Annotated in this window: 18 protein-coding genes; 16 read left to right on the top strand and 2 right to left on the bottom strand. The window is 48.3% G+C overall.

Going from position 1 to position 21934, the window contains the following annotated elements; all coding sequences use genetic code 11:
* Positions 1-49 precede the first annotated feature (49 nt).
* Positions 50-286, bottom strand: a complete 237-nt coding sequence (locus tag AY633_RS10505) for a DUF2627 domain-containing protein (protein WP_068462085.1) — start codon at positions 284-286, stop codon at positions 50-52.
* 128 nt (positions 287-414) lie between these two features.
* Here AY633_RS10505 and AY633_RS10500 point away from each other — a divergent pair, with 128 nt between their 5' ends.
* The 13 genes from AY633_RS10500 (at position 415) to AY633_RS10440 (ending at position 17535) form a co-directional block, all read left to right on the top strand.
* Complete coding sequence (locus AY633_RS10500; RefSeq protein WP_068488328.1) at positions 415-2457, top strand: sigma-54 interaction domain-containing protein; 2043 nt, start codon at positions 415-417, stop codon at positions 2455-2457.
* A gap of 122 nt (positions 2458-2579) precedes the next feature.
* Entirely contained in the window at positions 2580-3497 is a 918-nt protein-coding gene (yqiS, locus tag AY633_RS10495; RefSeq protein ID WP_260804561.1) for a phosphate butyryltransferase, read from the top strand.
* Positions 3498-3586: 89 nt separating this feature from the next.
* Complete coding sequence (locus AY633_RS10490; protein WP_068462091.1) at positions 3587-4687, top strand: Leu/Phe/Val dehydrogenase; 1101 nt, start codon at positions 3587-3589, stop codon at positions 4685-4687.
* 31 nt (positions 4688-4718) lie between these two features.
* Positions 4719-5804: a butyrate kinase gene (buk, locus tag AY633_RS10485; RefSeq protein ID WP_068488326.1), complete on the top strand. Its 1086-nt coding sequence runs from the start codon at positions 4719-4721 to the stop codon at positions 5802-5804.
* 23 nt (positions 5805-5827) lie between these two features.
* Entirely contained in the window at positions 5828-7255 is a 1428-nt protein-coding gene (lpdA, locus tag AY633_RS10480) for a dihydrolipoyl dehydrogenase (protein WP_068488325.1), read from the top strand.
* 13 nt (positions 7256-7268) lie between these two features.
* Entirely contained in the window at positions 7269-8273 is a 1005-nt protein-coding gene (locus tag AY633_RS10475) for a thiamine pyrophosphate-dependent dehydrogenase E1 component subunit alpha (RefSeq protein WP_068488324.1), read from the top strand.
* Positions 8273-9256: an alpha-ketoacid dehydrogenase subunit beta gene (locus AY633_RS10470; protein ID WP_068488323.1), complete on the top strand. Its 984-nt coding sequence runs from the start codon at positions 8273-8275 to the stop codon at positions 9254-9256. Before AY633_RS10475 ends, AY633_RS10470 begins: the two co-directional genes overlap by 1 nt.
* Positions 9257-9628: 372 nt before the next feature.
* Positions 9629-10975: a dihydrolipoamide acetyltransferase family protein gene (locus AY633_RS10465; RefSeq protein WP_068488322.1), complete on the top strand. Its 1347-nt coding sequence runs from the start codon at positions 9629-9631 to the stop codon at positions 10973-10975.
* A gap of 98 nt (positions 10976-11073) precedes the next feature.
* Positions 11074-12768, top strand: a complete 1695-nt coding sequence (locus AY633_RS10460) for a methylmalonyl-CoA mutase family protein (protein WP_068488321.1) — start codon at positions 11074-11076, stop codon at positions 12766-12768.
* Complete coding sequence (gene scpA, locus AY633_RS10455; RefSeq protein WP_068488320.1) at positions 12769-14916, top strand: methylmalonyl-CoA mutase; 2148 nt, start codon at positions 12769-12771, stop codon at positions 14914-14916. It abuts the gene before it with no gap.
* Positions 14916-15983 (top strand): methylmalonyl Co-A mutase-associated GTPase MeaB, encoded by a 1068-nt coding sequence (gene meaB, locus AY633_RS10450; RefSeq protein WP_068488319.1) that lies wholly within the window; start codon positions 14916-14918, stop codon positions 15981-15983. The genes scpA and meaB overlap by 1 nt, the downstream gene beginning before the upstream one ends.
* 65 nt (positions 15984-16048) lie before the next feature.
* Complete coding sequence (locus AY633_RS10445) at positions 16049-16489, top strand: BrxA/BrxB family bacilliredoxin (RefSeq protein WP_068488318.1); 441 nt, start codon at positions 16049-16051, stop codon at positions 16487-16489.
* A 53-nt stretch (positions 16490-16542) separates the two neighbouring features.
* On the top strand, positions 16543-17535 hold the full coding sequence (locus AY633_RS10440; protein ID WP_171900886.1) for an aromatic acid exporter family protein: 993 nt from the start codon (positions 16543-16545) through the stop codon (positions 17533-17535).
* A 106-nt stretch (positions 17536-17641) separates the two neighbouring features.
* Here the strand turns inward: AY633_RS10440 and prli42 are convergent, their stop codons facing one another.
* Positions 17642-17737 (bottom strand): stressosome-associated protein Prli42, encoded by a 96-nt coding sequence (gene prli42 / locus AY633_RS16640; protein ID WP_156889046.1) that lies wholly within the window; start codon positions 17735-17737, stop codon positions 17642-17644.
* Between the two features lie 165 nt (positions 17738-17902).
* Here prli42 and mce point away from each other — a divergent pair, with 165 nt between their 5' ends.
* From mce to AY633_RS10425, 3 genes are all read left to right on the top strand, one after another.
* A complete protein-coding gene (gene mce, locus AY633_RS10435; protein WP_068488317.1) occupies positions 17903-18301 on the top strand; it encodes a methylmalonyl-CoA epimerase in 399 nt (132 codons plus the stop codon).
* Positions 18302-18316: 15 nt separating this feature from the next.
* The gene (locus tag AY633_RS10430; protein WP_068488316.1) at positions 18317-19858 is read left to right on the top strand and encodes an acyl-CoA carboxylase subunit beta; all 1542 of its coding nucleotides are present in this window, start codon (positions 18317-18319) and stop codon (positions 19856-19858) included.
* Positions 19859-19979: 121 nt separating this feature from the next.
* Positions 19980-21098 carry a M20/M25/M40 family metallo-hydrolase gene (locus tag AY633_RS10425; RefSeq protein WP_068488315.1) on the top strand — a complete coding sequence of 373 codons (1119 nt, stop codon included), beginning with the start codon at positions 19980-19982 and terminating at the stop codon, positions 21096-21098.
* Positions 21099-21934 lie beyond the last annotated feature (836 nt).

Here is a 21934-nt window from a genome sequence, read left to right as displayed (position 1 = left end):
AGCAATAGCCCCTGGCTGGTTTTTCGTTTGTTTACATGCATGCGCTCGTTTATCGCTTTTGGAACCGTTCAGACACATTGCCTTTTTTGCGGTCGCGATTCAACAGGAAGCCGGCAAAGAAACCAATGCCGATCACTGTGAAGAGCGTCCCGAGCGTAAACTGCATCCAGAGGGCTGGATACGGCTCAAGCAATTTATTAAAAAGGGTATCCCGCATCAATTTAATGCCGTAAGCGGCCATGATGCCAGGAATGAGCAAAATGATAAATGCAATCAATCGTCCCATCTAATCCACATCCTTCATGTTCCATTGTTTCCAATCCGCTTAAAGTTGTCAAGAATTGTCCCCTGCGGTAGGCTAGAAACATATGTGCAGTCTCTTGCATGAATTGGACCAGAAAGGTTTGAAGTGAATTGCAAAAAGTGATCATTATAGGCGGAGGAAACGGCGGGTCATCGATTCTAAAACTGCTCGTTGAGTCTGGTTGGTTCCACGTTGAAGGGGTTGCGGATATCGATGCTGCGGCACCAGCATTGGTCGAGGCGGAAAAATTTAATATTTTCACCGGATCCGATTATCGCGAATTGCCCAAAGCCGTTGATATCGTCTTCAATGTAACGGGTGATGATGAACTAACACAGCGTTTGCGGCGTTATTATCCACCACGGACGGTCATCATCCCGGGGAGTGTCGCCAATATCTTTGTGCGCTTAATGGATGAGAAAGAACATTATATCAACCGACTTAGTACCGAGAGTCATAAAGGCTCAATCATTTTCAATTCAATCGACGAAGGTATGGTTGGCATTGACCTCGACAACCACATCCATTTCATCAATCGCAGCGCTGCCCGCATGCTTTCTGTAAAGCAAGACGAAGCCATCGGGCGCCATATTCATGAGTTGATTTCGATGAGCGAATTGCCAAGGATTCTTGAGACCGGAAGGACAGAATTGAATCGCGAGCTAGAGCTCAAGGATGGCTCGAAAATCGTTACAAGCCGATTTCCGATGATTGATGAGACTGGCGAATTGATCGGTGCCTTTGCTGTGTTTAAGGACATTACAGAAGTTGTGTCACTCGCTGAAGAAATTACTGACTTAAAAGAGATTCAAACAATGCTGCAGGCGATCATCCAGTCGAGCGACGATGCTATTTCAGTGGTGGATGAAAAAGGCAATGGCTTGCTTGTCAATCCGGCTTATACGAGAATTACGGGCCTTGAGATGGAGCAAGTAATTGGCCGCCCGGCATCTGCGGATATTTCAGAAGGCGAAAGCATGCACTTGAAAGCCTTGCAAACCCGGAAGCCTGTACGCGGTGTCAATTTAAAAGTTGGTCCAGCCAGACGGGAAGTCATTGTCAATGTGGCACCCATCATCGTCGATAATCAATTAAAGGGAAGTGTCGGGGTTATCCACGATACGACAGAGATTCGTTCGCTCATGAAAGAATTGGACCGAGCGAGAAGCATCATCCGGACGCTTGAATCGAAATATACCTTTGATGATATCATCGGGCTGTCATCTGAAATGCAATTATCACTGCAACAGGCGAAATTGGCTGCGCAGACGCTTGTCACAGTGTTATTGCGAGGCGAGTCGGGAACGGGCAAGGAATTATTTGCTCATGCCATCCACAGCGCGAGTGAGCGCCAGTTCAATAAATTCGTTCGCGTCAATTGTGCCGCAGTATCGAGTGAGCAATTAGATGCCGAATTGTTCGGCTATGAGGAAGGGGCAACGGCCGAAAGTCGGACTGGGGCAAAGCGGGGCTTGTTGGAAGAGGCAAATAATGGCAGTATTTTTCTGGATGAAATCGGTGAATTGTCACCGCAAATCCAAAGTAAATTGCTGCGGGTGTTACAAGAACATGAAACGATGCGAATTGGCGGAACCAAACCTATTCCTGTCAATGTCCGTGTCATCGCCTCTACCAATGCCAATATGGAAAAAGCATTGCTTGACGGCGCATTCCGCGAAGATCTATATTACCGGTTGAACCGCATGCCGATCTTGATTCCACCGCTGCGCAACAGAAAACAGGACATTCCGCGTATAATTGACCGCTTGTTATTGAAACTCAATCAAGAATATGGCCGCAATGTAGAGAGTGTTTCGGAGAAAGCGTTGCAGTATTTGAAAATGTACGATTGGCCAGGCAATGTAAGAGAACTGGAAAACATTTTAAGCCGTTCAATGATCTTTATGCAGATGAACGATAAGATTATGACTGAAGACCACATTCCTTTGAATATGCTAAAAGCGAAAGAGGCTAAAAACGAAGTGGTCATTCCGGCATCTGCCCCTTTGCAAGAGCAACTGGAGACAGTCGAACGCGGCATCTTGCACCGGGCACTGGAAGAAGCCAAAGGCAATAAATCGAAAACGGCCAAACAACTCCAAATTTCTTTGCGTACTTTATACTATAAGTTGGAAAAATTCGGACTATTATAGAGTTTTGCAACTCTTTGCAAGGTTTTGCAAGAATTTGCAAAGAGAACTGCTGTATTTTGCAAATAAAACGCTTACATCCCTTATATCTCGAGTTTTCTTCTGTTTTAATTAAAAAGAACGAGGTGATAGATATGACTACTTTGCAAAACATCGTCGATGAAATCGACTTGCAGGATGAGCACGCTGTCGCTGTAGCAGCTGCTGCCAACCACGCAGTTATGGAAGCCATTTCATTGGCACTTGACCAAAACCTGGCAAGCTTTCATCTCTATGATGATGAAGCAACTATTAAACAATTGATCTCAACTGATTTCCCCCATTTACAAGGCCATCCGAAACTCATGATCCACCATGTGAACGGGCCTCAACAAGCGGCAAAAGAAGCCGTTCGAGCTGTCTTCATGAATGACGCTAGCGTCTTGATGAAAGGGCATATCCCAACGGCAACCTTAATGAAAGCCGCGCTGAACGCAGAATACGGCCTCCGCACTGGCTCAGTGTTATCACACGTCGCTGCTTTTGAAGTCGAGGGCTATGACCGGCTGATTTTCGTAACCGATGCCGGCATGAACATTGAACCGTCATTGCAAGAAAAAGCCCAGATCATCCGTAATGCCGTTCAAGTGGCGCGGGCGACTGGTGTGGAATTGCCGATTGTGGCAGCTCTTGCAGCTGTAGAAGTCGTCAATCCGAATATGCAAGCCACGCTAGATGCAGCAGCACTGGCCGCCATGAACAAGCGTGGACAGATTACGGATTGCGTCGTTGATGGGCCACTCGCTTTAGACAACGCTATCTCTGTTGAAGCGGCTAAGCACAAGCGCATTGAAGGTGATACAGCCGGACACGCAAATATTTTGCTGGTGCCGAATATCGAAGCCGGCAATATCCTTTATAAATCATTAGTCTATTTTTCCAAAGCCAAAGTCGGCGGGATCATCGCTGGTGCTAAAGCGCCGATTGTGTTGACATCACGTGCCGACAGTGCAGAAAGTAAATTATATTCTCTCGCTTTAGCTATACACTCAGCGAATTCATAAAAGCGGTTTCAATTGATTGAAATCATCGGTTGCAGGCTGCCAAACCGGATCTCTGGATCTAATCCAAACACTACTAGGAGGAATTTACAATGGAAATTTTCAAAAAAATGGAAGAACATGACTACGAGCAATTGGTATTTTGCCAAGACAAAAACTCTGGCCTAAAAGCCATCATTTGTATCCACGACACAACGCTTGGGCCAGCTCTTGGCGGCACGCGCATGTGGAACTACGAAAGTGAAGAAGAAGCAATCGAAGATGCAATTCGCCTAGGACGTGGCATGACTTACAAAAACGCTGCAGCCGGCTTAAACCTCGGTGGCGGGAAAACCGTTATTATCGGGGATCCATTAAAAGACAAAAACGAAGAAATGTTCCGCGCTTTCGGCCGTTTCATCCAAGGGTTGAATGGGCGTTACATCACTGCTGAAGATGTTGGAACGACTGTTGCTGACATGGATATGATCCACGAAGAAACAGACTTTGTAACAGGTATCTCTCCGGCATTTGGTTCTTCAGGCAACCCATCACCAGTAACGGCTTACGGCGCGTATATCGGCATGAAAGCAGCTGCAATGGAAGCTTATGGCGACGATTCGCTTGAAGGCAAAACAGTAGCTGTGCAAGGCGTCGGTAACGTTGCTTACCCGCTATGCGAATACTTGCATAAAGAAGGCGCGAAGTTGATCGTAACGGATATTAACAAAGAAGCTGTTCAACGTGCTGTCGAAGCCTTTGGGGCAACAGCTGTTGAGCCGAACGAAATCTACTCGCAAGATGCAGATATTTTCGCACCGTGTGCGATGGGCGCGATCATCAACGATGACACGATCCCACAATTAAAAGTGAAAGTTGTTGCAGGATCTGCGAACAACCAATTGAAAGAAGAACGTCACGGCGATGAACTTGAAGCACGCGGTATCGTTTATGCACCGGACTTCGTCATCAACTCAGGCGGCGTTATCAACGTTGCAGATGAGCTTTATGGCTACAATAACGAGCGCGCCATGAAACGCGTTGAAACGATCTACGACAGCATTACACGCATCTTCGAAATCGCGAAACGCGACGGAATTCCGAGCTATATCGCAGCAGAGCGTATGGCTGAAGAGCGCATCGAACGCGTCCGTAATTCCAGAAGCCAGTTTTTGCGTAGCGGCCATGGCCACGATATTTTAAGCAGACGCTAAAACAGACAGAAGGAAGAATGGAGGAATCGGTGTGCAAAAACAGCTGAATCGAATCCTGGTCATTAACCCCGGCTCCACATCAACAAAGATCGGCGTTTTTGACAACGATGTCCAGATCCTTGAAAAAACAATCCGCCACTCAACTGAAGAGTTGGCGGATTTCCCTGCCATTATTGACCAGTTTCAATTTCGAAAACAAAATATACTAGAAGCCTTGGATGAAGAGGGCATGAACGTCTCGAACCTCTCTGCTGTATGCGGAAGAGGCGGACTGCTTCGCCCAATCGAAGGAGGAACTTACGCTGTCAACGAAGCAATGTTAGAAGATTTGCGTGAAGGCTATTCCGGCCAGCATGCTTCCAATTTAGGGGGCATCATCGCCCACGAAATTGCTGAAGGACTTAACATCCCGGCATTTATCGTCGATCCTGTCGTAGTCGATGAATTATCGCCCATCGCGCGAGTTTCCGGCTTTTCATTGATCGAACGCAAATCGATTTTTCATGCCTTGAACCAAAAGGCAGTAGCCAAACGCTATGCGAAAGAAACAGGACGCGATTATAAAGATTTGCGCCTTATCGTGACGCATATGGGCGGAGGCATTACGGTCGGTGTCCATGAGAGCGGCAAAGTGGTTGAAGTCAACAACGGCTTGCACGGCGACGGCCCATTCAGCCCAGAGCGTGCAGGAACAGTACCGGCTGGAGATTTAGTCGAACTGTGCTTTTCCGGCCAATACTACCGACACGAAATTATGAAAAAATTAGTCGGGCAAGGCGGTTTAGTTGGCTATCTAGGCACAAATGATGCCGTGACGGTCGAAAAGCGCATCCAAAAAGGCGATAAAGAAGCCGAATTGGTGTACGAGGCGATGGCTTATCAAGTCGCACGCGAAATCGGCTCTGCAAGCGCAGTGTTGAAAGGGCAAGTCGATGCCATCATTTTAACGGGCGGTTTGGCGTATGGGAAAGAATTCGTCAAATCGATATCTGACCGTATTTCTTGGATTGGCGATGTCGTTGTCCATCCCGGGGAGAACGAATTGCAAGCACTTGCAGAAGGCGCAAGCCGTGTGCTTGACGGCGAAGAACAAGCTCGAATTTATCCAAACGGTTAATCATTCCAAAGGAGGAATACCCAATGGCTCAAAATTATGATGTCGTCATCCTAGGCGGCGGTACGGGCGGTTATGTAGCGGCAATCCGCTCGGCACAGCTCGGCCTCAAAACGGCAATTGTCGAAAAAGGCAAGTTGGGTGGTACATGCCTGCACCAAGGCTGTATCCCAAGTAAAGCATTGCTTCGCAGTGCAGAAGTTTACGCAACGACCAAAAATCACGCTGCTGATTTTGGCGTCAATACTGGAGAGGTATCGCTCGATTTCTCGCGTGTCCAACAGCGTAAACAGGGAATTGTCGATCAACTTCATGCTGGTGTGCAAGGCTTGATGAAAAAAGGCAAAATTGATGTGTATGAAGGCATTGGCCGTATTCTTGGGCCATCGATTTTCTCGCCAAACCCAGGTACGATTTCTGTGGAGATGAACAATGGTGAAGAAAACGAAATGCTCATCCCGAACTACGTCATCATCGCTACTGGTTCTCGCCCGCGCACGTTGCCAGGACTTGATATCGACGGAGAATTTGTTATGAGCTCAGAAGAAGCGCTTGCAATGACTGAGCTGCCGAAATCCATTTTGATTGTCGGCGGCGGCGTTATCGGAATCGAATGGGCGTCTATGCTCAATGATTTCGGTGTTGAGGTAACGGTGCTTGAGTACGCAGACCGCATCATCCCAACAGAAGACAAAGACATCTCAAAAGAAATGCAGAAACTATTGAAGAAAAAAGGCGTGAAATTCGCGACAAGCGCAAAAGTATTGTCAGAAACAGTAGAAAAAGGCGAAGGCCAAGTATCCATCCAAGCTGAAATCAATGGCAGCAACGAAACCTTTACAGCTGAAAAAATGTTAGTATCTGTCGGTCGCCAAGCAAACGTGGAAAATATCGGCATCGAAAACACCGATATATTGGTCGAAAAAGGCTTTATCCAAGTGAAAAAGACTTTCCAAACAAAAGAATCCCATATTTATGCGATTGGTGACGTTATCGGCGGATTGCAGCTAGCTCATGTAGCTTCACATGAAGGCATTACGGCAATTGAGCATATCAAAGGCAATGCACCGCACGCTATTGATTACGACCTTGTATCCCGATGCATTTATTCAAATCCGGAAGCGGCAAGTGTCGGCATCACGGAAGACCAGGCAAAAGAACAAGGTTACGAACTGAAAACCGGAAAATTCTCCTTTAAAGCGATTGGCAAAGCGCTGGTCTATGGTGAATCAGATGGTTTTGTGAAAATCATCGCCGATAAAAAGACGAATGATATTCTCGGCGTCCATATGATCGGTCCACACGTGACGGACATGATCTCAGAAGCCGGCCTTGCCATGGTTCTTGATGCAACCCCTTGGGAAATTGCAGATACCATTCACCCGCACCCGACGCTATCAGAGGTTATGGGCGAAGCAGCTCTAGCCGTAGACGGCAAAGCGATCCATAGTTAAAGGAGGAAATTCAATGGCTACGAAACACGAAGAAGTAGGTTTGACAAATGAAGATGTCCTGAACATTTACGAAACGATGTTGACGGCACGCCGCGTTGATGAACGCATGTGGCTCTTAAACCGTGCAGGTAAAATTCCATTCGTTATCTCTTGCCAAGGCCAGGAGGCTGCACAAGTCGGAGCGGCTTATGCGCTCGACAACACGAAAGATTACGTCGCGCCTTATTACCGCGACTTAGGCGTTGTTATCCATTTCGGCATGACGCCGAAAGATTTGATGTTGTCAGCATTCGCTAAAGCGGAAGATCCAAACTCTGGCGGCCGCCAAATGCCTGGACATTTCGGCCAAAAGAAAAACCGGATCCTGACAGGTTCTTCACCTGTAACAACGCAATTGCCACATGCAGTAGGTGTTGCGCTTGCCGGAAAAATGAAGAAAAAAGATTTCATTACATTCAACACGCTGGGAGAAGGTTCTTCCAACCAAGGCGATTTCCACGAAGGCTTGAACTTTGCGGGCGTCCATAAATTGCCGGTCATCACGATGGTCGAAAACAACCGTTATGCCATTTCCGTTCCTTTTGAACGCCAAGTAGCGAGCAAAAACGTTTCGGACCGTGCGGCAAGCTACGGCATGCCAGGCGTTACGATTGATGGAAACGACCCAATTGAAGTTTATAAACATGTAAAAGAAGCAGCGGACCGTGCACGCAACGGCGAAGGTCCGAGCTTGATCGAGACAGTATCAGAACGCATGACGGCTCACTCATCCGACGATGATCACCGCCAATACCGTTCAGCGGACGAACTCGCGGCACAAAAAGAAAAAGACCCAATTCTGTTGTTTGGTGCCTATTTGAAAGAAAATGGCATTATGGACGACGATCTTGAAAAAGAAATCAACGACCGCATCATGGTCTTGGTCAATGAAGCAACGGATTATGCAGAAAATGCACCATATGCACTCGCTGAAAGTGCGATGGAGCATGTCTATGCTGAAGAAGGAGGAAACGAATAATGGCAGTTATGAGTTATATTGATGCCATCACGCTCGCCATGAAAGAAGAAATGGCACGTGACGAAAACGTTTTCGTACTCGGGGAAGATGTCGGGAAAAAAGGTGGCGTTTTTAAAGCGACACAAGGTCTCTACGATGAATTCGGCGAAGACCGCGTAGTCGATACGCCGCTTGCGGAATCAGCCATTGCTGGAGTCGGAATTGGAGCGGCAATGTATGGCCTGCGTCCGATTGCTGAATTCCAGTTCGCGGATTTTATCATGCCGGCCGTCAACCAAATCATTTCGGAAGCTTCACGCATCCGCTATCGTTCGAACAACGACTGGTCTTGCCCGATCGTTTTCCGCGCACCATTCGGCGGCGGCGTCCACGGCGCATTGTACCATTCTCAATCGGTGGAAGCGGTATTCGCTAACCAACCGGGACTTAAAATCGTCATTCCGTCCACTCCATATGACGCCAAAGGCTTGCTGAAAGCCGCGATCCGCGATGAAGATCCTGTCATGTTCTTCGAGCACAAGCGTGCCTACCGCCTCATTAAAAGCGAAGTACCAGAAGATGACTACACAATCGAAATCGGCAAAGCCGACGTTAAACGCGAAGGCGAAGACATCACTGTCATCACTTACGGATTGGCTGTGCACTTTGCTTTGCAAGCTGCAGAACGTTTGGCTGAAGACGGTTACTCTGTCCACATTTTGGATCTTCGCACAATCTATCCATTGGACAAAGAAGGCATCATCGAAGCAGCGAAAAAGACCGGAAAAGTTCTTCTAGTCACAGAAGACAATAAAGAAGGAAGCATCATCGGAGAAGTGGCAGCGATCATCGCCGAAAACTGCTTATTCGACCTTGACGCGCCAATCAAGCGCCTAGCAGGACCGGATATCCCGGCCATGCCTTACGCACCAACGATGGAGAAATTCTTCATGATCAACCCAGATAAAGTAGAAAAAGCCATGAGAGAACTAGCTGAATTTTAAGAAGAAAAGCGGAAACGGCCGTTTAGCTTCGACAGGCATAAAGCAGGCTGGCGAAGCGGCGCTTTTTTGCCGCACAGCCAGAATGGCTTATGACTCGAGAAGCTGGCCGTTGCAGCTAGACAGAAGAAAAGCGGAGTTGCCCATCTAGCCCCGACAAGCGCTGGAGGTAACGCCAGCACTGGCGCTCTTTGCCAGTGCAGGTGGGACCGAAGCGACCTCGAGGGGCTGGGCAACGGAGCTAGACAGAAGAAAAGCGGAGTTGCCCATCTAGCCCCGACAAGCGCTGGAGGTAACGCCGGTACTGGCGCTTTTTGCCCGTCCAGCAAACTCTATAACGGAATACGCATCACAGATTGAAAAGGAGGAATCCCTTTGGCTATTGAAAAAATCACGATGCCCCAACTTGGCGAAAGTGTAACAGAAGGCACGATCGAAAAATGGCTCGTTCAGCCAGGCGATCATGTAAACAAGTATGACCCATTGGCAGAAGTCAATACGGATAAAGTAACGGCAGAAGTTCCTTCATCCTTTACGGGGACCATTAAGGAATTGATCGCTTCAGAAGGCGATACTTTGGAAGTCGGTGAAGTGGTCTGTACCATTGAAACTGAAGGTGGAGATTCAGCCCCTGTAGAAGAAGCGAAGCCTGCTGAAGGCGAAAAAGCTAATGAAATACCGGCTGCAGGAGCGGCACCGACGAAAAATCTCGAAGGTGAAAAAGGTTCTGCAAAACCAGCGAAACCACAAGGCGGCAAAGCGCGTTATTCACCAGCCGTCCTTCGCCTCGCGCAAGACCACGATATCGACTTGAACCAAGTCGAAGGATCTGGAAACGAAGGCCGCATCACCCGCAAGGACTTGATGAAATTGATCGACAGCGGCAACATCCCACAAGCTGGCAGCGAGACGGCACAAGCCCCTCAAGCAACTGAAGCTGCAGAACCGGCTCAACAAGCTGCACCGGCACAAGCGCCGAAAGCACCGGCAGCCAAGGAACAATCGATTGAATCGGCTCCTGGCGATATCGAAATTCCGGTGACGGGCGTGCGTAAAGCGATTGCTGCGAATATGCTCAAGAGCAAACACGAAGCACCGCATGCATGGATGATGATTGAAGTTGACGTAACGGACCTTGCGCAATTCCGCGATTCGATCAAAGGCGACTTCAAGAAAAAAGAAGGCTTCAACATCACGTATTTTGCATTCTTCGTGAAAGCTATCTCGCAAGCCTTGAAAGAATTCCCGATGATGAATTCGATGTGGGCCGGCGACAAGATCATCCAGAAGAAAGACATTAACATCTCAATCGCTGTCGCTTCTGATAACGCATTGTTCGTTCCGGTCATCAAGAATGCTGATGAAAAATCGGCAAAAGGCATCGGCCGCGAAATCAACGAATTGGCGCAAAAAGCGCGTAGCGGCAAATTGAAGTCAGCGGATATGCAAGGCGGTACATTCACCGTCAATAACACCGGTTCATTCGGTTCGATTCAGTCAATGGGCATCATCAACCACCCACAGGCTGCGATCATCCAAGTCGAATCGATTGTTAAGCGCCCGGTCATCATGGACGGCGGCATGATCGCTGCACGTGACATGGTCAACTTATGCCTATCGCTCGACCACCGCGTGCTCGACGGGCTCGTGTGCGGTCAATTCTTGGCACGTGTTAAAGAAATTCTTGAAAAAATGAACAAAGACAATACATCCGTGTATTGATAAAAAGTTTGGAGTCTTCGGACTTCAAGCTTTTTTTTCTTTCAGTAACTTAGCCAGTCAGGTAAAATGAAGACAGAAAGCTTTGAGGAGGGAATAGTTTGACGATTGAATCGATGAAAAACATTCAGTTTCCTGAGCGTACATACGAGGAATGGAAACAAGCAGCAGATGCTGCACTGAAAGGGAAAGATTTTGAAAAGGTGATGAGAACGCGCACGATTGAAGACATCACTCTCGAACCCCTCTATACGAAAGATATGCTAGAGCGCTCCGTATCAGATATCAATGCGCAAGTGGCGGCTGTCCAGAGCGGAAAGTACAGCGACTCGTGGATCGTGGCACAGGAAATCACGGCGCATGATGCTGAAGAGTTTTTGTCTGTCACAGAAGAGGATTTGTCGAGAGGCAATGAAGCGGTCGTTTATTCCGGGGCAAAACCATTCAACTGGACTGAAGCACAACTGGATCAGCTTGCCGAGTTGATTGTTCGCTATCCGATTTATTTCAAAGTAACAGAAGATGAAGATCCTATTTTGGGCGTATTCGATCGCCTGACAGTTGAACAGCAAGCAAGCGTGCAAGGTGTCATTTTCACGGAAGAAACCATTCAGGCACCTGAGAATGTCCGAACCGGCTTGATTGATACATTGCCAACGCATAATGCCGGGGGCACGATCATTCATGAACTGGGCGTGGCACTTAGCATGATGGCTGAAGCGGTAGAGCAGCAGGATTTCGAATCAGCGGCCAAGAACTTTTGGGTGCGTTTTGCAGTCGACACACACTTTTTTCAAGAAATATCAAAAATACGGGCGTTTCGCGTACTATGGCAAGCGTTCTGTTCTGCTTATGGAAAGCAAGCGCCACGCATTCCCGTATTTACGGAAACCTCAGTGCGCTCATACTCCAAACTGGATCCTTACGTCAATTTGCTGCGGGCCGGCAATTCTACTTTTTCCGCCGTACTTGCCGGAACGGATGGACATACCGTACACCCACATGATTTCCTGACCGTTCCGACTGGCTCAAGCCGGCGCATCGCACGCAATGTGCAATTGGTTATTAAAGAAGAATCCCATGTTTCGCATGTCACGGATGTGGCAGCGGGCTCCTATTATATTGAAAGCCTGACGCGTGAATACGTAGATGTTGCTTGGCAATATTTCCTGGAGATTCAACAAGCAGGGGGCTATTCCGAGGTGAAGCGAACCGGCTGGCTGACAGATGATATTCAAGCGAAATGGCTCGATCGTGAACAGCAAGTGGCCAATCGGAAAACTTCGTTAATCGGCACAAACATTTACGCCAATCCTCAGGAACCGGTAAAAGACGCGAAAATCGATACGGCGCATTTGGAATACATGACAGCCAAACGGTTAGCGACGCCATTCGAGACACTGCGAGCGAAAAGCCGAGAAACGACGATCAGATCAGCAGTTATCCTGTTAGAACCGTTAAAATCCGTAAAACCGCAGGTGGATTTCGTCCAAGGTTTCCTATCCGTCGCAGGAATAGAGCCTGAACTAAGCCCATATCTTTCATCCGCTGATGAGGTAAACCGCTACATTCGTGCAGAAGAGCTCGACTATGCTGTGTTGTGCGGCAGCCGCGAGACATATGAAAAATTCATTCCGCATCTTGATTCGGAAACAGTGATCGATGTCGCTGGAAGAATTGACGCCAAAACATTGGAAAGTTGGCAAACGAACGGGATCAGCGACTCTATATATGCTGGCAAACCGTTAATCGACAAATTGGAAGCTATTCTATCACTTGGAAAGGAGGCGCTGTAAATGACGACACCCGATTTCACGAAAATTGACGTCACAAAACTCGATACGGCTAAACTGGGCGAACGAAATGACAGCGCTTTTATGACCAATGAAGGCATTGCCGTGAAACCGTTTTATTCTTCAAAGGACTTGAATAAACAGCAAACAAGCTATCCTGGATTTGCACCGAACGTCCGCGGGCCTTACCCGACGATGTACGTGTCACGGCCTTGGACAGTACGCCAATATGCCGGTTTTTCGACAGCTGAAGAAAGTAACGCATTCTATCGCCGGAACTTAGCCATGGGGCAAAAAGGCTTGTCTGTTGCTTTTGACCTTGCCACGCACCGCGGCTATGATTCCGATCATCCGCGTGTTGTGGGTGATGTCGGGAAAGCGGGCGTAGCCATCGATAGCGTAGAAGACATGAAAATTCTCTTTGACGGCATTCCGCTCGATCAAATGTCAGTGTCGATGACGATGAACGGGGCTGTCGTGCCGATCATGGCATTTTTCATTGTCGCTGCAGAAGAGCAAGGCGTATCGCCAGAGCAACTCGCAGGCACCATCCAAAATGATATTTTGAAAGAATATATGGTCCGGAATACGTATATTTATCCTCCGGCCATGTCGATGCAAATTATCGCAGATATTTTTAAATACACATCCTCTCATATGCCAAAGTTCAACTCGATTTCCATTTCGGGCTATCATATCCAAGAAGCGGGCGCCACAGCAGATATCGAACTTGCCTATACGCTGGCAGATGGACTGGAATACGTGCGCACAGGGCTAGAAGCAGGCATCGGCATAGACCAGTTTGCACCGCGCTTGTCATTTTTCTGGGGCATCGGCATGAATTACTTTATGGAAGTAGCGAAAATGCGTGCTGGCCGGGAAATCTGGGCGAAAATGATGAAGAGCTTTGATCCGCAAAACGCTAAATCCTTAGCGCTCCGCACCCATTCCCAAACTTCGGGCTGGAGCTTGACTGAACAGGATCCGTTTAATAACGTGACGCGTACATTGCTTGAAGCGAACGCAGCCGCAATGGGCCATACCCAATCCTTGCATACCAATGCCTTGGATGAAGCCATTGCCCTGCCTACTGATTTCTCTGCACGCATTGCACGCAATACGCAATTATTCCTTCAGGAAGAGACTTTGATGAATAATACGATCGATCCTTGGGGTGGTTCGTATTATGTCGAGAAACTTACAGAAGAATTGATGGAAAAAGCGTGGACATTGATCGAGGAAGTAGAAGAGCTCGGCGGCATGGCAAAAGCCATCGAAACGGGACTACCGAAAATGCGCATCGAAGAAGCGGCTGCGAAAAAACAAGCGCAAATCGATTCGAATGAAGAAACGATCATCGGCGTCAACCGTTACCGATTGGATGAGGAAGACCCGATCGATATTTTGAACATCGATAACACAATGGTGCGCAAAAAGCAGATCGAGCGACTCGAGCGGATGCGCGAAACGCGTGATCAGGAAAAAGTAGAAAAAGCACTTCTGGAATTGGCCAAAGCGGCAGAGAGCGGGGAAGACAATATTCTGGCCTGCGCCATTGAAGCGGCACGCCACCGGGCATCACTCGGTGAGATTTCAGACGCTATTGAAAAAGCTTCCGGCAGACATAAGGCGGTGATTCGTTCCGTGAGCGGTGTATACAGTTCAAACTTCTCGAACCAAGAAGAAATGCAGATCGTCAAACAAATGACTGAAGAATTCATCGACAACGAAGGACGGCGCCCTCGCATCCTGATCGCCAAGATGGGCCAGGACGGGCACGATCGCGGCGCGAAAGTCATTTCGACTGCGTTTGCTGACCTTGGCTTTGATGTCGATATCGGGCCGCTATTCCAAACCCCGGCCGAGACGGCTCAGCAAGCAGCGGAAAACGATGTCCACGTCATTGGCGTCAGCTCCCTTGCAGCCGGACATATGACACTTGTGCCGGATCTCGCGGCAGAACTGAAAAAAGTCGGGCGTGAGGACATTTTAATCGTTGTGGGTGGCGTTATCCCAGCGCAGGATTACGAGTTCCTGCGCAATAACGGTGCAAGTGCTATCTTCGGGCCGGGGACAGTCATCCCGGTAGCTGCCCAAAAAGTCATCGAAGAAATCTACGCGCGCCTAGGCTACGAGGAAGAGGCAGACTGATGGACCGCGAGAAGCAATCCAGACAGGTCATGTCGGGAGTTTCGGATGCACACGATGGCATGAAGGCTTTGCCGCGAAAAAAATTCAAGAAACCCGCTGCCGACCCGTTCGATTTAAACGAACTCGCGCGTGGCGTCGAGAGTGGATCGCGTTTGCATTTAGGCAAAGCGATCACCTTATTAGAAAGCACCAATCAGAAACATAAAAAGCATGGACAGGAATTACTGAACGCGCTGCTGCCGAAAACGGGCAATAGCATCCGCATCGGAATTACGGGAGTGCCGGGTGCAGGCAAAAGCACATTCATCGAAGCTTTTGGGACAATGCTGACAGAGCTCGGCCATCGGGTGGCGGTGCTTGCGATCGACCCAAGTTCTACGCGTACCGGTGGCAGTATACTCGGCGATAAGACACGTATGGAAGAACTGGCGCGAAACCCTAAAGCATTCATCCGACCATCACCGACTGCCGGCACGCTTGGCGGCGTCCATAAAAAGACCCGCGAAACAATGCTGTTGTGCGAAGCGGCAGGATACGATATTATCCTGGTCGAAACGGTCGGTGTCGGACAAAGCGAGACCTTGGTGCGCGGCATGGTCGATATGTTCTTGTTGCTTGTCTTGACCGGAGCAGGAGATGAATTGCAAGGCATGAAAAAAGGCATTTTGGAATTGGCGGATGCCATGATCGTCCACAAAGCGGATCAGGACAATTTGCCGCTGGCGAAAAAAACCGTGAGAGAATATCAACAAATGCTTCATTTCCTCCAACCGGCAACTGAAGGCTGGACGACGCGCCCATTGGCGGTTTCTTCCGTTGAAGGCACTGGCATGAAAGAAATCTGGGAAATGGTCGAGGACTTCGAACGAGCTGTCAAAGAAAGTGGCTACTGGGACACCAGGCGCCAGGAACAGACGCGCGACTGGTTCCATTCAATGATCACCGATGAATTGCTCGGACAATTTTACGGCGATACAGAGCGCAAACAGCGAGTCAAAGACATGGAACAGCGAATTTTGAACGATCGGTTAACCGTCTCACAAGCGGTAGCCGAACTGTTCAAGTAAGCATTTTTGCAACTGTGCTGCCGTCCTGATATGATAAGAACAGCAATAATGAAGGAGTGGTACAGATGAGCATGGATTTTAATTTTTTAATGAATGATATTGTTACACAAGCCCGCCAAGAACTAACAAATGGTGGCTATACACAGCTTGAAACAGCTGAAGATGTGCAAGCAGCATTCGCTAAACCTGGCACAAGCCTTGTGATGATCAACTCGGTTTGCGGCTGTGCAGGCGGGATTGCACGACCAGCAGCTCTTCACTCGGTCCATTACGACAAACGTCCAGATCACTTGTTTACAGTGTTTGCCGGACAAGATCAAGAAGCAACAGCACAAGCGCGCGAGTTGTTCGGCGATGACCATTTGCCTTCATCCCCATCATTTGCTTTCTTGAAAGATGGCAAATTAGTGGATGAAATCGGCCGCCACGAAATCGAAGGGCACGATCCGATGTCGGTCATTACACATATCCAATCCATTTTCGAAGAGCATTGCGAAGAAATGTAAGAAAAAATGCCCCCGTTGTCGGGGGCATTTTTGCATGTTGAGGAGAGAGGCCTATGAAACTGAAACCATACCGTATTGGCTACCGGACCATGAAAACTGCATTAGGAGCTGCGATTGCCATCTATTTAGCGCAGATGATCGGGCTCGAATACTACGTCTCGGCCGGTATTTTGACCATCTTATGCATCCAGCCGACGAAAAAGAAGTCGGTTCGTGCGGCATTTTCCCGTTTTGTCGCAAGCATGATCGCGGTTGTGTTTGCTTTGGTTTTTTTCGAACTAGGCAGCTATAATCCGGTTGTGCTCGGCATTATGATCTTGCTGTTCATTCCAGTGCTCGTGAGCCTCGGCTTTTCGGATGGTTTTATATCCAGTGCAGTTATTTTGATGCATCTATATGATGCGAAAAATTTGACCATGGATTTATTTCTTAATGAATTGCTGTTGATGCTGATCGGTTTTGGGACCGCTTTGATCGTTAACATGTACATGCCGAGCATCGAGAAAAAACTTGATCGTTATAGAGAAGAGGTCGAAAGGCTATACTCGACCATTTTTCGGGAAACGACCATTTTCCTCCGCCACGGCGAATCTGGTTGGACCGGCAAGGAATTGATGGAATCGGAAAAACTAATCGATAAAGCTAAGGCGCTCGCCTATCAGGACGTCGAGAACCATTTGTTGCGTCACGAAAATAAGTATTACCATTATTTCGATATGCGAGAGCAGCAGCTTCAAATCATCGAACGCATCCTGCCGAAAATCACCGCTCTGCCGGTGATTGTGGGGCAGACAGAGCTTGTCGCCGACTTTCTAGAGGATTTATCGGAACATGTGCATTCTGGAAATACCGCCGATCAGTATATCAGCAAATTGGAGCGGCTAAAGGCGAATTTCGCTGCGATGCCACTTCCCGATACACACGAAAAGTTTCTGGCGATGGCCGACTTAAATGCGATTATCCAGGAAATGGAGACGTATTTAGAAATCAAGCAAAGCTATAAAGGCTTCCACAATAAAAAAGGGCTAAACCCAAGTGCTGTGTAATTGAAAGAGACCCGAGAGCATAACTCTCGGGTCTCTTTTTGAGCAGAAAAAAAGGGCATCCAAACGCATATTGCAAGCGTTGTAAATGACCTTTTGCACGTTCATATTAAATGACGAAGCTTAAGCCCATCATCAGGCTCGACAGCAGCATCAATCCGACCATTGCGTAGACAATGACTTTACGGAAAGCTTGGTTTCTCATGGATAGCATAGCTCCTTTACTCCTGTACTTTGAGAGAATCATACCACATATGGGCCGGATTTTAAACTGCCAGTCACGCCATTTTCTTAATATTCCATAACAACTAGAGTTTTTGAGCTTGAATGGGTACAATGAAGAGGAAGCCAAAAAAGGAAGTGAATAAGGATGAAGAAAGTCGATCATATCGGAATCGCAGTCAAAGATTTAGAGCAGGTCCTGCCTTATTACACAGAGACACTGGGGTGTCCGTTGATGAAAATCGAAGAAGTGGAAGGGCAAAAAGTGAAAGTGGCATTCATCGATGCCGGCAACATTAAATTGGAACTGCTAGAACCAATGAGCGAAGACAGCCCGATCCATAAATTCATCGAGAAAAAAGGCGAAGGCATTCATCATATCGCATTCGGTGTCGACGGCATCGAAGAACGCATGGCGGAACTTCGTGAAAACGGTGTCAAATTATTAAATGAAGAGCCAAAACCGGGAGCGGGCGGGGCAATGGTTGCCTTTTTACACCCGAAATCGTCAAACGGTGTCTTGTACGAACTTTGTGAAAAGAAGTGACGGAGGAGTGGGGAAATGGACATTTATGAACGCATCAACGAGTTGTATGACAGAAAAAGAGAAATCGAACTAGGGGGCGGCGAAGCCCGCATCGATAAGCAACATGAAAAAGGTAAACTGACAGCACGCGAACGCATTGATTTATTGGTCGATGAAGGCAGCTTTGTCGAGTTGAGCCCGTTTGTTGAGCATCGTACGACGGACTTCGGCATGGGCAAAGGTCCAGGAGAAGGTGTCGTGACCGGCTATGGCAAGGTCAACGGTCGGCCGATTTATTTGTTCTCACAAGATTTCACCGTTTTTGGCGGTGCCTTAGGTGAAATGCATGCAAAAAAAATAGCCAATGTTATGGACATGGCGGCTAAAAACGGCGCTCCGTTTATCGGCTTGAACGATTCCGGCGGTGCACGTATCCAAGAAGGCGTCTTATCGCTGGATGGCTACGGCCATATTTTCTACCGCAATTCCATTTATTCCGGTGTGATTCCACAAATATCCGTCATTATGGGGCCATCTGCAGGCGGCGCAGTCTATTCGCCAGCCATTACGGATTTCGTTTTCATGGTCGATAAGACGAGCCAGATGTTCATCACTGGACCGAAAGTCATCGAAACAGTTACAGGAGAAAAAATTTCCTCTGAGGATCTCGGAGGGTCACGTGTACATACCGCTATCAGCGGAAACGCCCATTTCCGTTCAGGTTCAGAACAAGAGGTATTGGAAATGGTGCGTCAGTTGGTCAGCTATTTACCGCAGAACAACCAGGAAATGCCGCCGCGCCTCGAAGTCGACACGGAAGATGATTACCGCCCGAATTTAGCGGATGTCGTCCCTTACGAAGCAATCCGCCCATACGACGTCCGAAAAGTCGTCGAACAAGTTGTCGACAAAGACAGCTTTATGGAAGTGCAACCGGAATTCGCGCGCAATATCGTCGTTGGGCTTGCTCGCATTAAAGGTGAAACCGTCGGGCTCGTGTGCAACCAGCCGAAAGTGATGGCGGGTGGCCTCGATATTGATTCTTCCGATAAAGCGGCGCGTTTCATCCGCTTCTGCGACAGCTTCAATATCCCGCTCATTACCTTTGAAGATGTCACTGGGTTCTTCCCGGGCATCAAGCAAGAGCACGGCGGGATTATTCGCCACGGAGCGAAAATCTTGTATGCTTATTCGGAAGCAACCGTTCCGAAAATGACCGTCATCTTGCGAAAAGCATACGGTGGCGCTTACGTGGCGCTTAACTCGAAATCGATCGGTGCGGATCTGGTGTTCTCTTGGCCAAATGCCGAAATCGCCGTCATGGGCCCGAACGGTGCAGCAAATATCATTTTCGCACGCGAAATCGCTGCAAGCGACGATCCTGAAGCGACGCGTGCAGCGAAAATTGAAGAATACCGCGAAAAATTCGCGAACCCGTACGTCGCGGCTTCGCGCGGCATGGTCGATGATGTCATCGACCCGCGTGAAACACGCATTAAATTGATTCAGGCGCTTGAGATGATGCGCAATAAGAAAGACGAACGGCCGAAGAAAAAACATGGCAATATGCCCCTATAAAATATTTCTTGATCAATCTCTTCCTATTAAAGGGAGAGATTGATGCGTTTTACATGAAGTCGACACGTGCTAAGGCTATAATGGAAATTGGAATAAATGCATTAGAAGAGGAGTTTTTCGAATGAAAACCGATCGCTTATTGGAAGAATTTTTGGAGCTTGTGCAAATCGACTCCGAAACAAAAGAAGAAGCCGCTATTGCGGAAGTATTGACGAATAAACTAGAAGCGTTGGGCTTCAGTGTTGTCGAAGATGATTCCAAACAACGGACAGGGCACGGGGCTGGAAATCTAGTGGCAACACTTGAAGGCACCAAAAAAGACGCGCCGGCAATCTACTTCACCGTACATATGGACACTGTCGTTCCAGGCAAAGGCATCAAGCCGGAAGTCCGCGCCGGCTATGTTTATTCAGATGGCACAACCATCCTCGGCGCTGATGACAAAGCGGGAGTTGCAGCGCTACTGGAACTTGCGCGCCACTTGTCAGAAGAAAACGTCGAGCATGGAGATATCCAATTCTTGATCACTGCCGGCGAAGAAAGTGGTTTGGTCGGAGCGAAAGAATTTGACGCATCTCTCTTAAAAGCGAAGTTCGGCTATGCGGTCGACAGCGACGGAGAGGTCGGCGGCATTGTAACGTCCGCTCCGAACCAAGCAAAACTATGGACCACCATTTACGGCAAGACAGCCCATGCCGGCGTGGCACCAGAAAAAGGCGTCTCTGCCATCACCATCGCTTCAAAAGCGATAGCGCGCATGAAGCTTGGCCGTATCGACGACGAGACCACTGCCAACATCGGGCGTTTTGAAGGCGGCAAAGCAACCAATATCGTTTGCGACGAAGTCCATATCTTATCAGAAGCCCGCTCGATTAGCGAGGACAAATTAGCCGATCAAACCGCGCACATGGAATCGGTATTCGAAGAAGTGGCCAAGGAAATGGGCGGACGTGCAGAGACAGACGTTCAGCTTATGTATCCTGGTTTCCGTTTTGACGAAATGGATCCTGTCGTCGATATTGCAAAAACTGCAGCCGAGCGCATCGGGCGCCCGTCACCTGTCCTCACAAGCGGAGGCGGCAGTGATGCCAATATCATCAACGGCCATGGCGTCCCGACGGTCAATCTATGTGTCGGCTATGAAGAAATCCACACAACAAACGAACGCATGCCGGTGCTAGAACTTGAGAAACTAACTGAGCTACTGGTCGAAATCGTCAAAGAAGCAGCAACACGTTAATCAAATTATAACAACTGCCCTCGAAAATCATTCAATATGGTTTTTGGGGGCAGTTGTTTGTATATAGAAATGTTCTGGAGATTGCGCTGCAAGGGGACGCTTTAGGCCTGCAGGACGCAGGTCATGCAGCTGATGCGACAGGACGTCGCGCTTTCAGCTGCCCGGGTACAGGGCTAAACCCTTGTGCTCCCACATCTGCATGCAGATGCGTCGCAAATGAATGGACTCGGTTCAACTCGCTCATTCATTCATTCATTGAGCCGCTTCGATCGCTGCGCAAACCCCCGTCTGCTCAACTCTCACGTTGTTCGCGCTTCGCAAACGAATCCGCTCACTGCCTTTCGCGCATTCGCTTGCAGGGTCTCAATTGTCTCGTTGATCCTCCCGGAGTCGCCCCTTTCCGCTCCATCTCTAAGTGAAGTGTAGAATTGAAATTCTTCTGCCGTTGTAATTAGCATGAGCAGTTTTGGACAGCTTAGAATATATAAATTGAATAGATACTGAGCATCTTTGTATCTATCAAGTTCAATTAAGCGTCTCCAAACCGGATGAAGACAACTAACAATGGTACTTCCTCGCAAGTCCAACTAAGCAATATCCACCAGTGGATGAATACAATCGAAAAAGACACATCATCGCACATACCATTCAAAGAACTCTAAAAGCCGAACCGCGCCCACGGGCGAGCCGACGCAATATAGATAGTCTACACTTTGTTGGACAGAAAAATTAAGGGCGCGTAAGCTAGTACCACATCAACCCCCGAAAAGGAGTCCTTATCATGTCTCAAGAACGTCGCGCTTTTTCGCGTGAATTCAAGCAACAGATGGTGGATT

It is taken from the genome of Planococcus maritimus (assembly GCF_001592825.1).
Taxonomy (GTDB): Bacteria; Bacillota; Bacilli; order Bacillales_A; family Planococcaceae; genus Planococcus; species Planococcus maritimus_C.
This window is presented reverse-complemented; position numbering and strand designations above follow the sequence as displayed.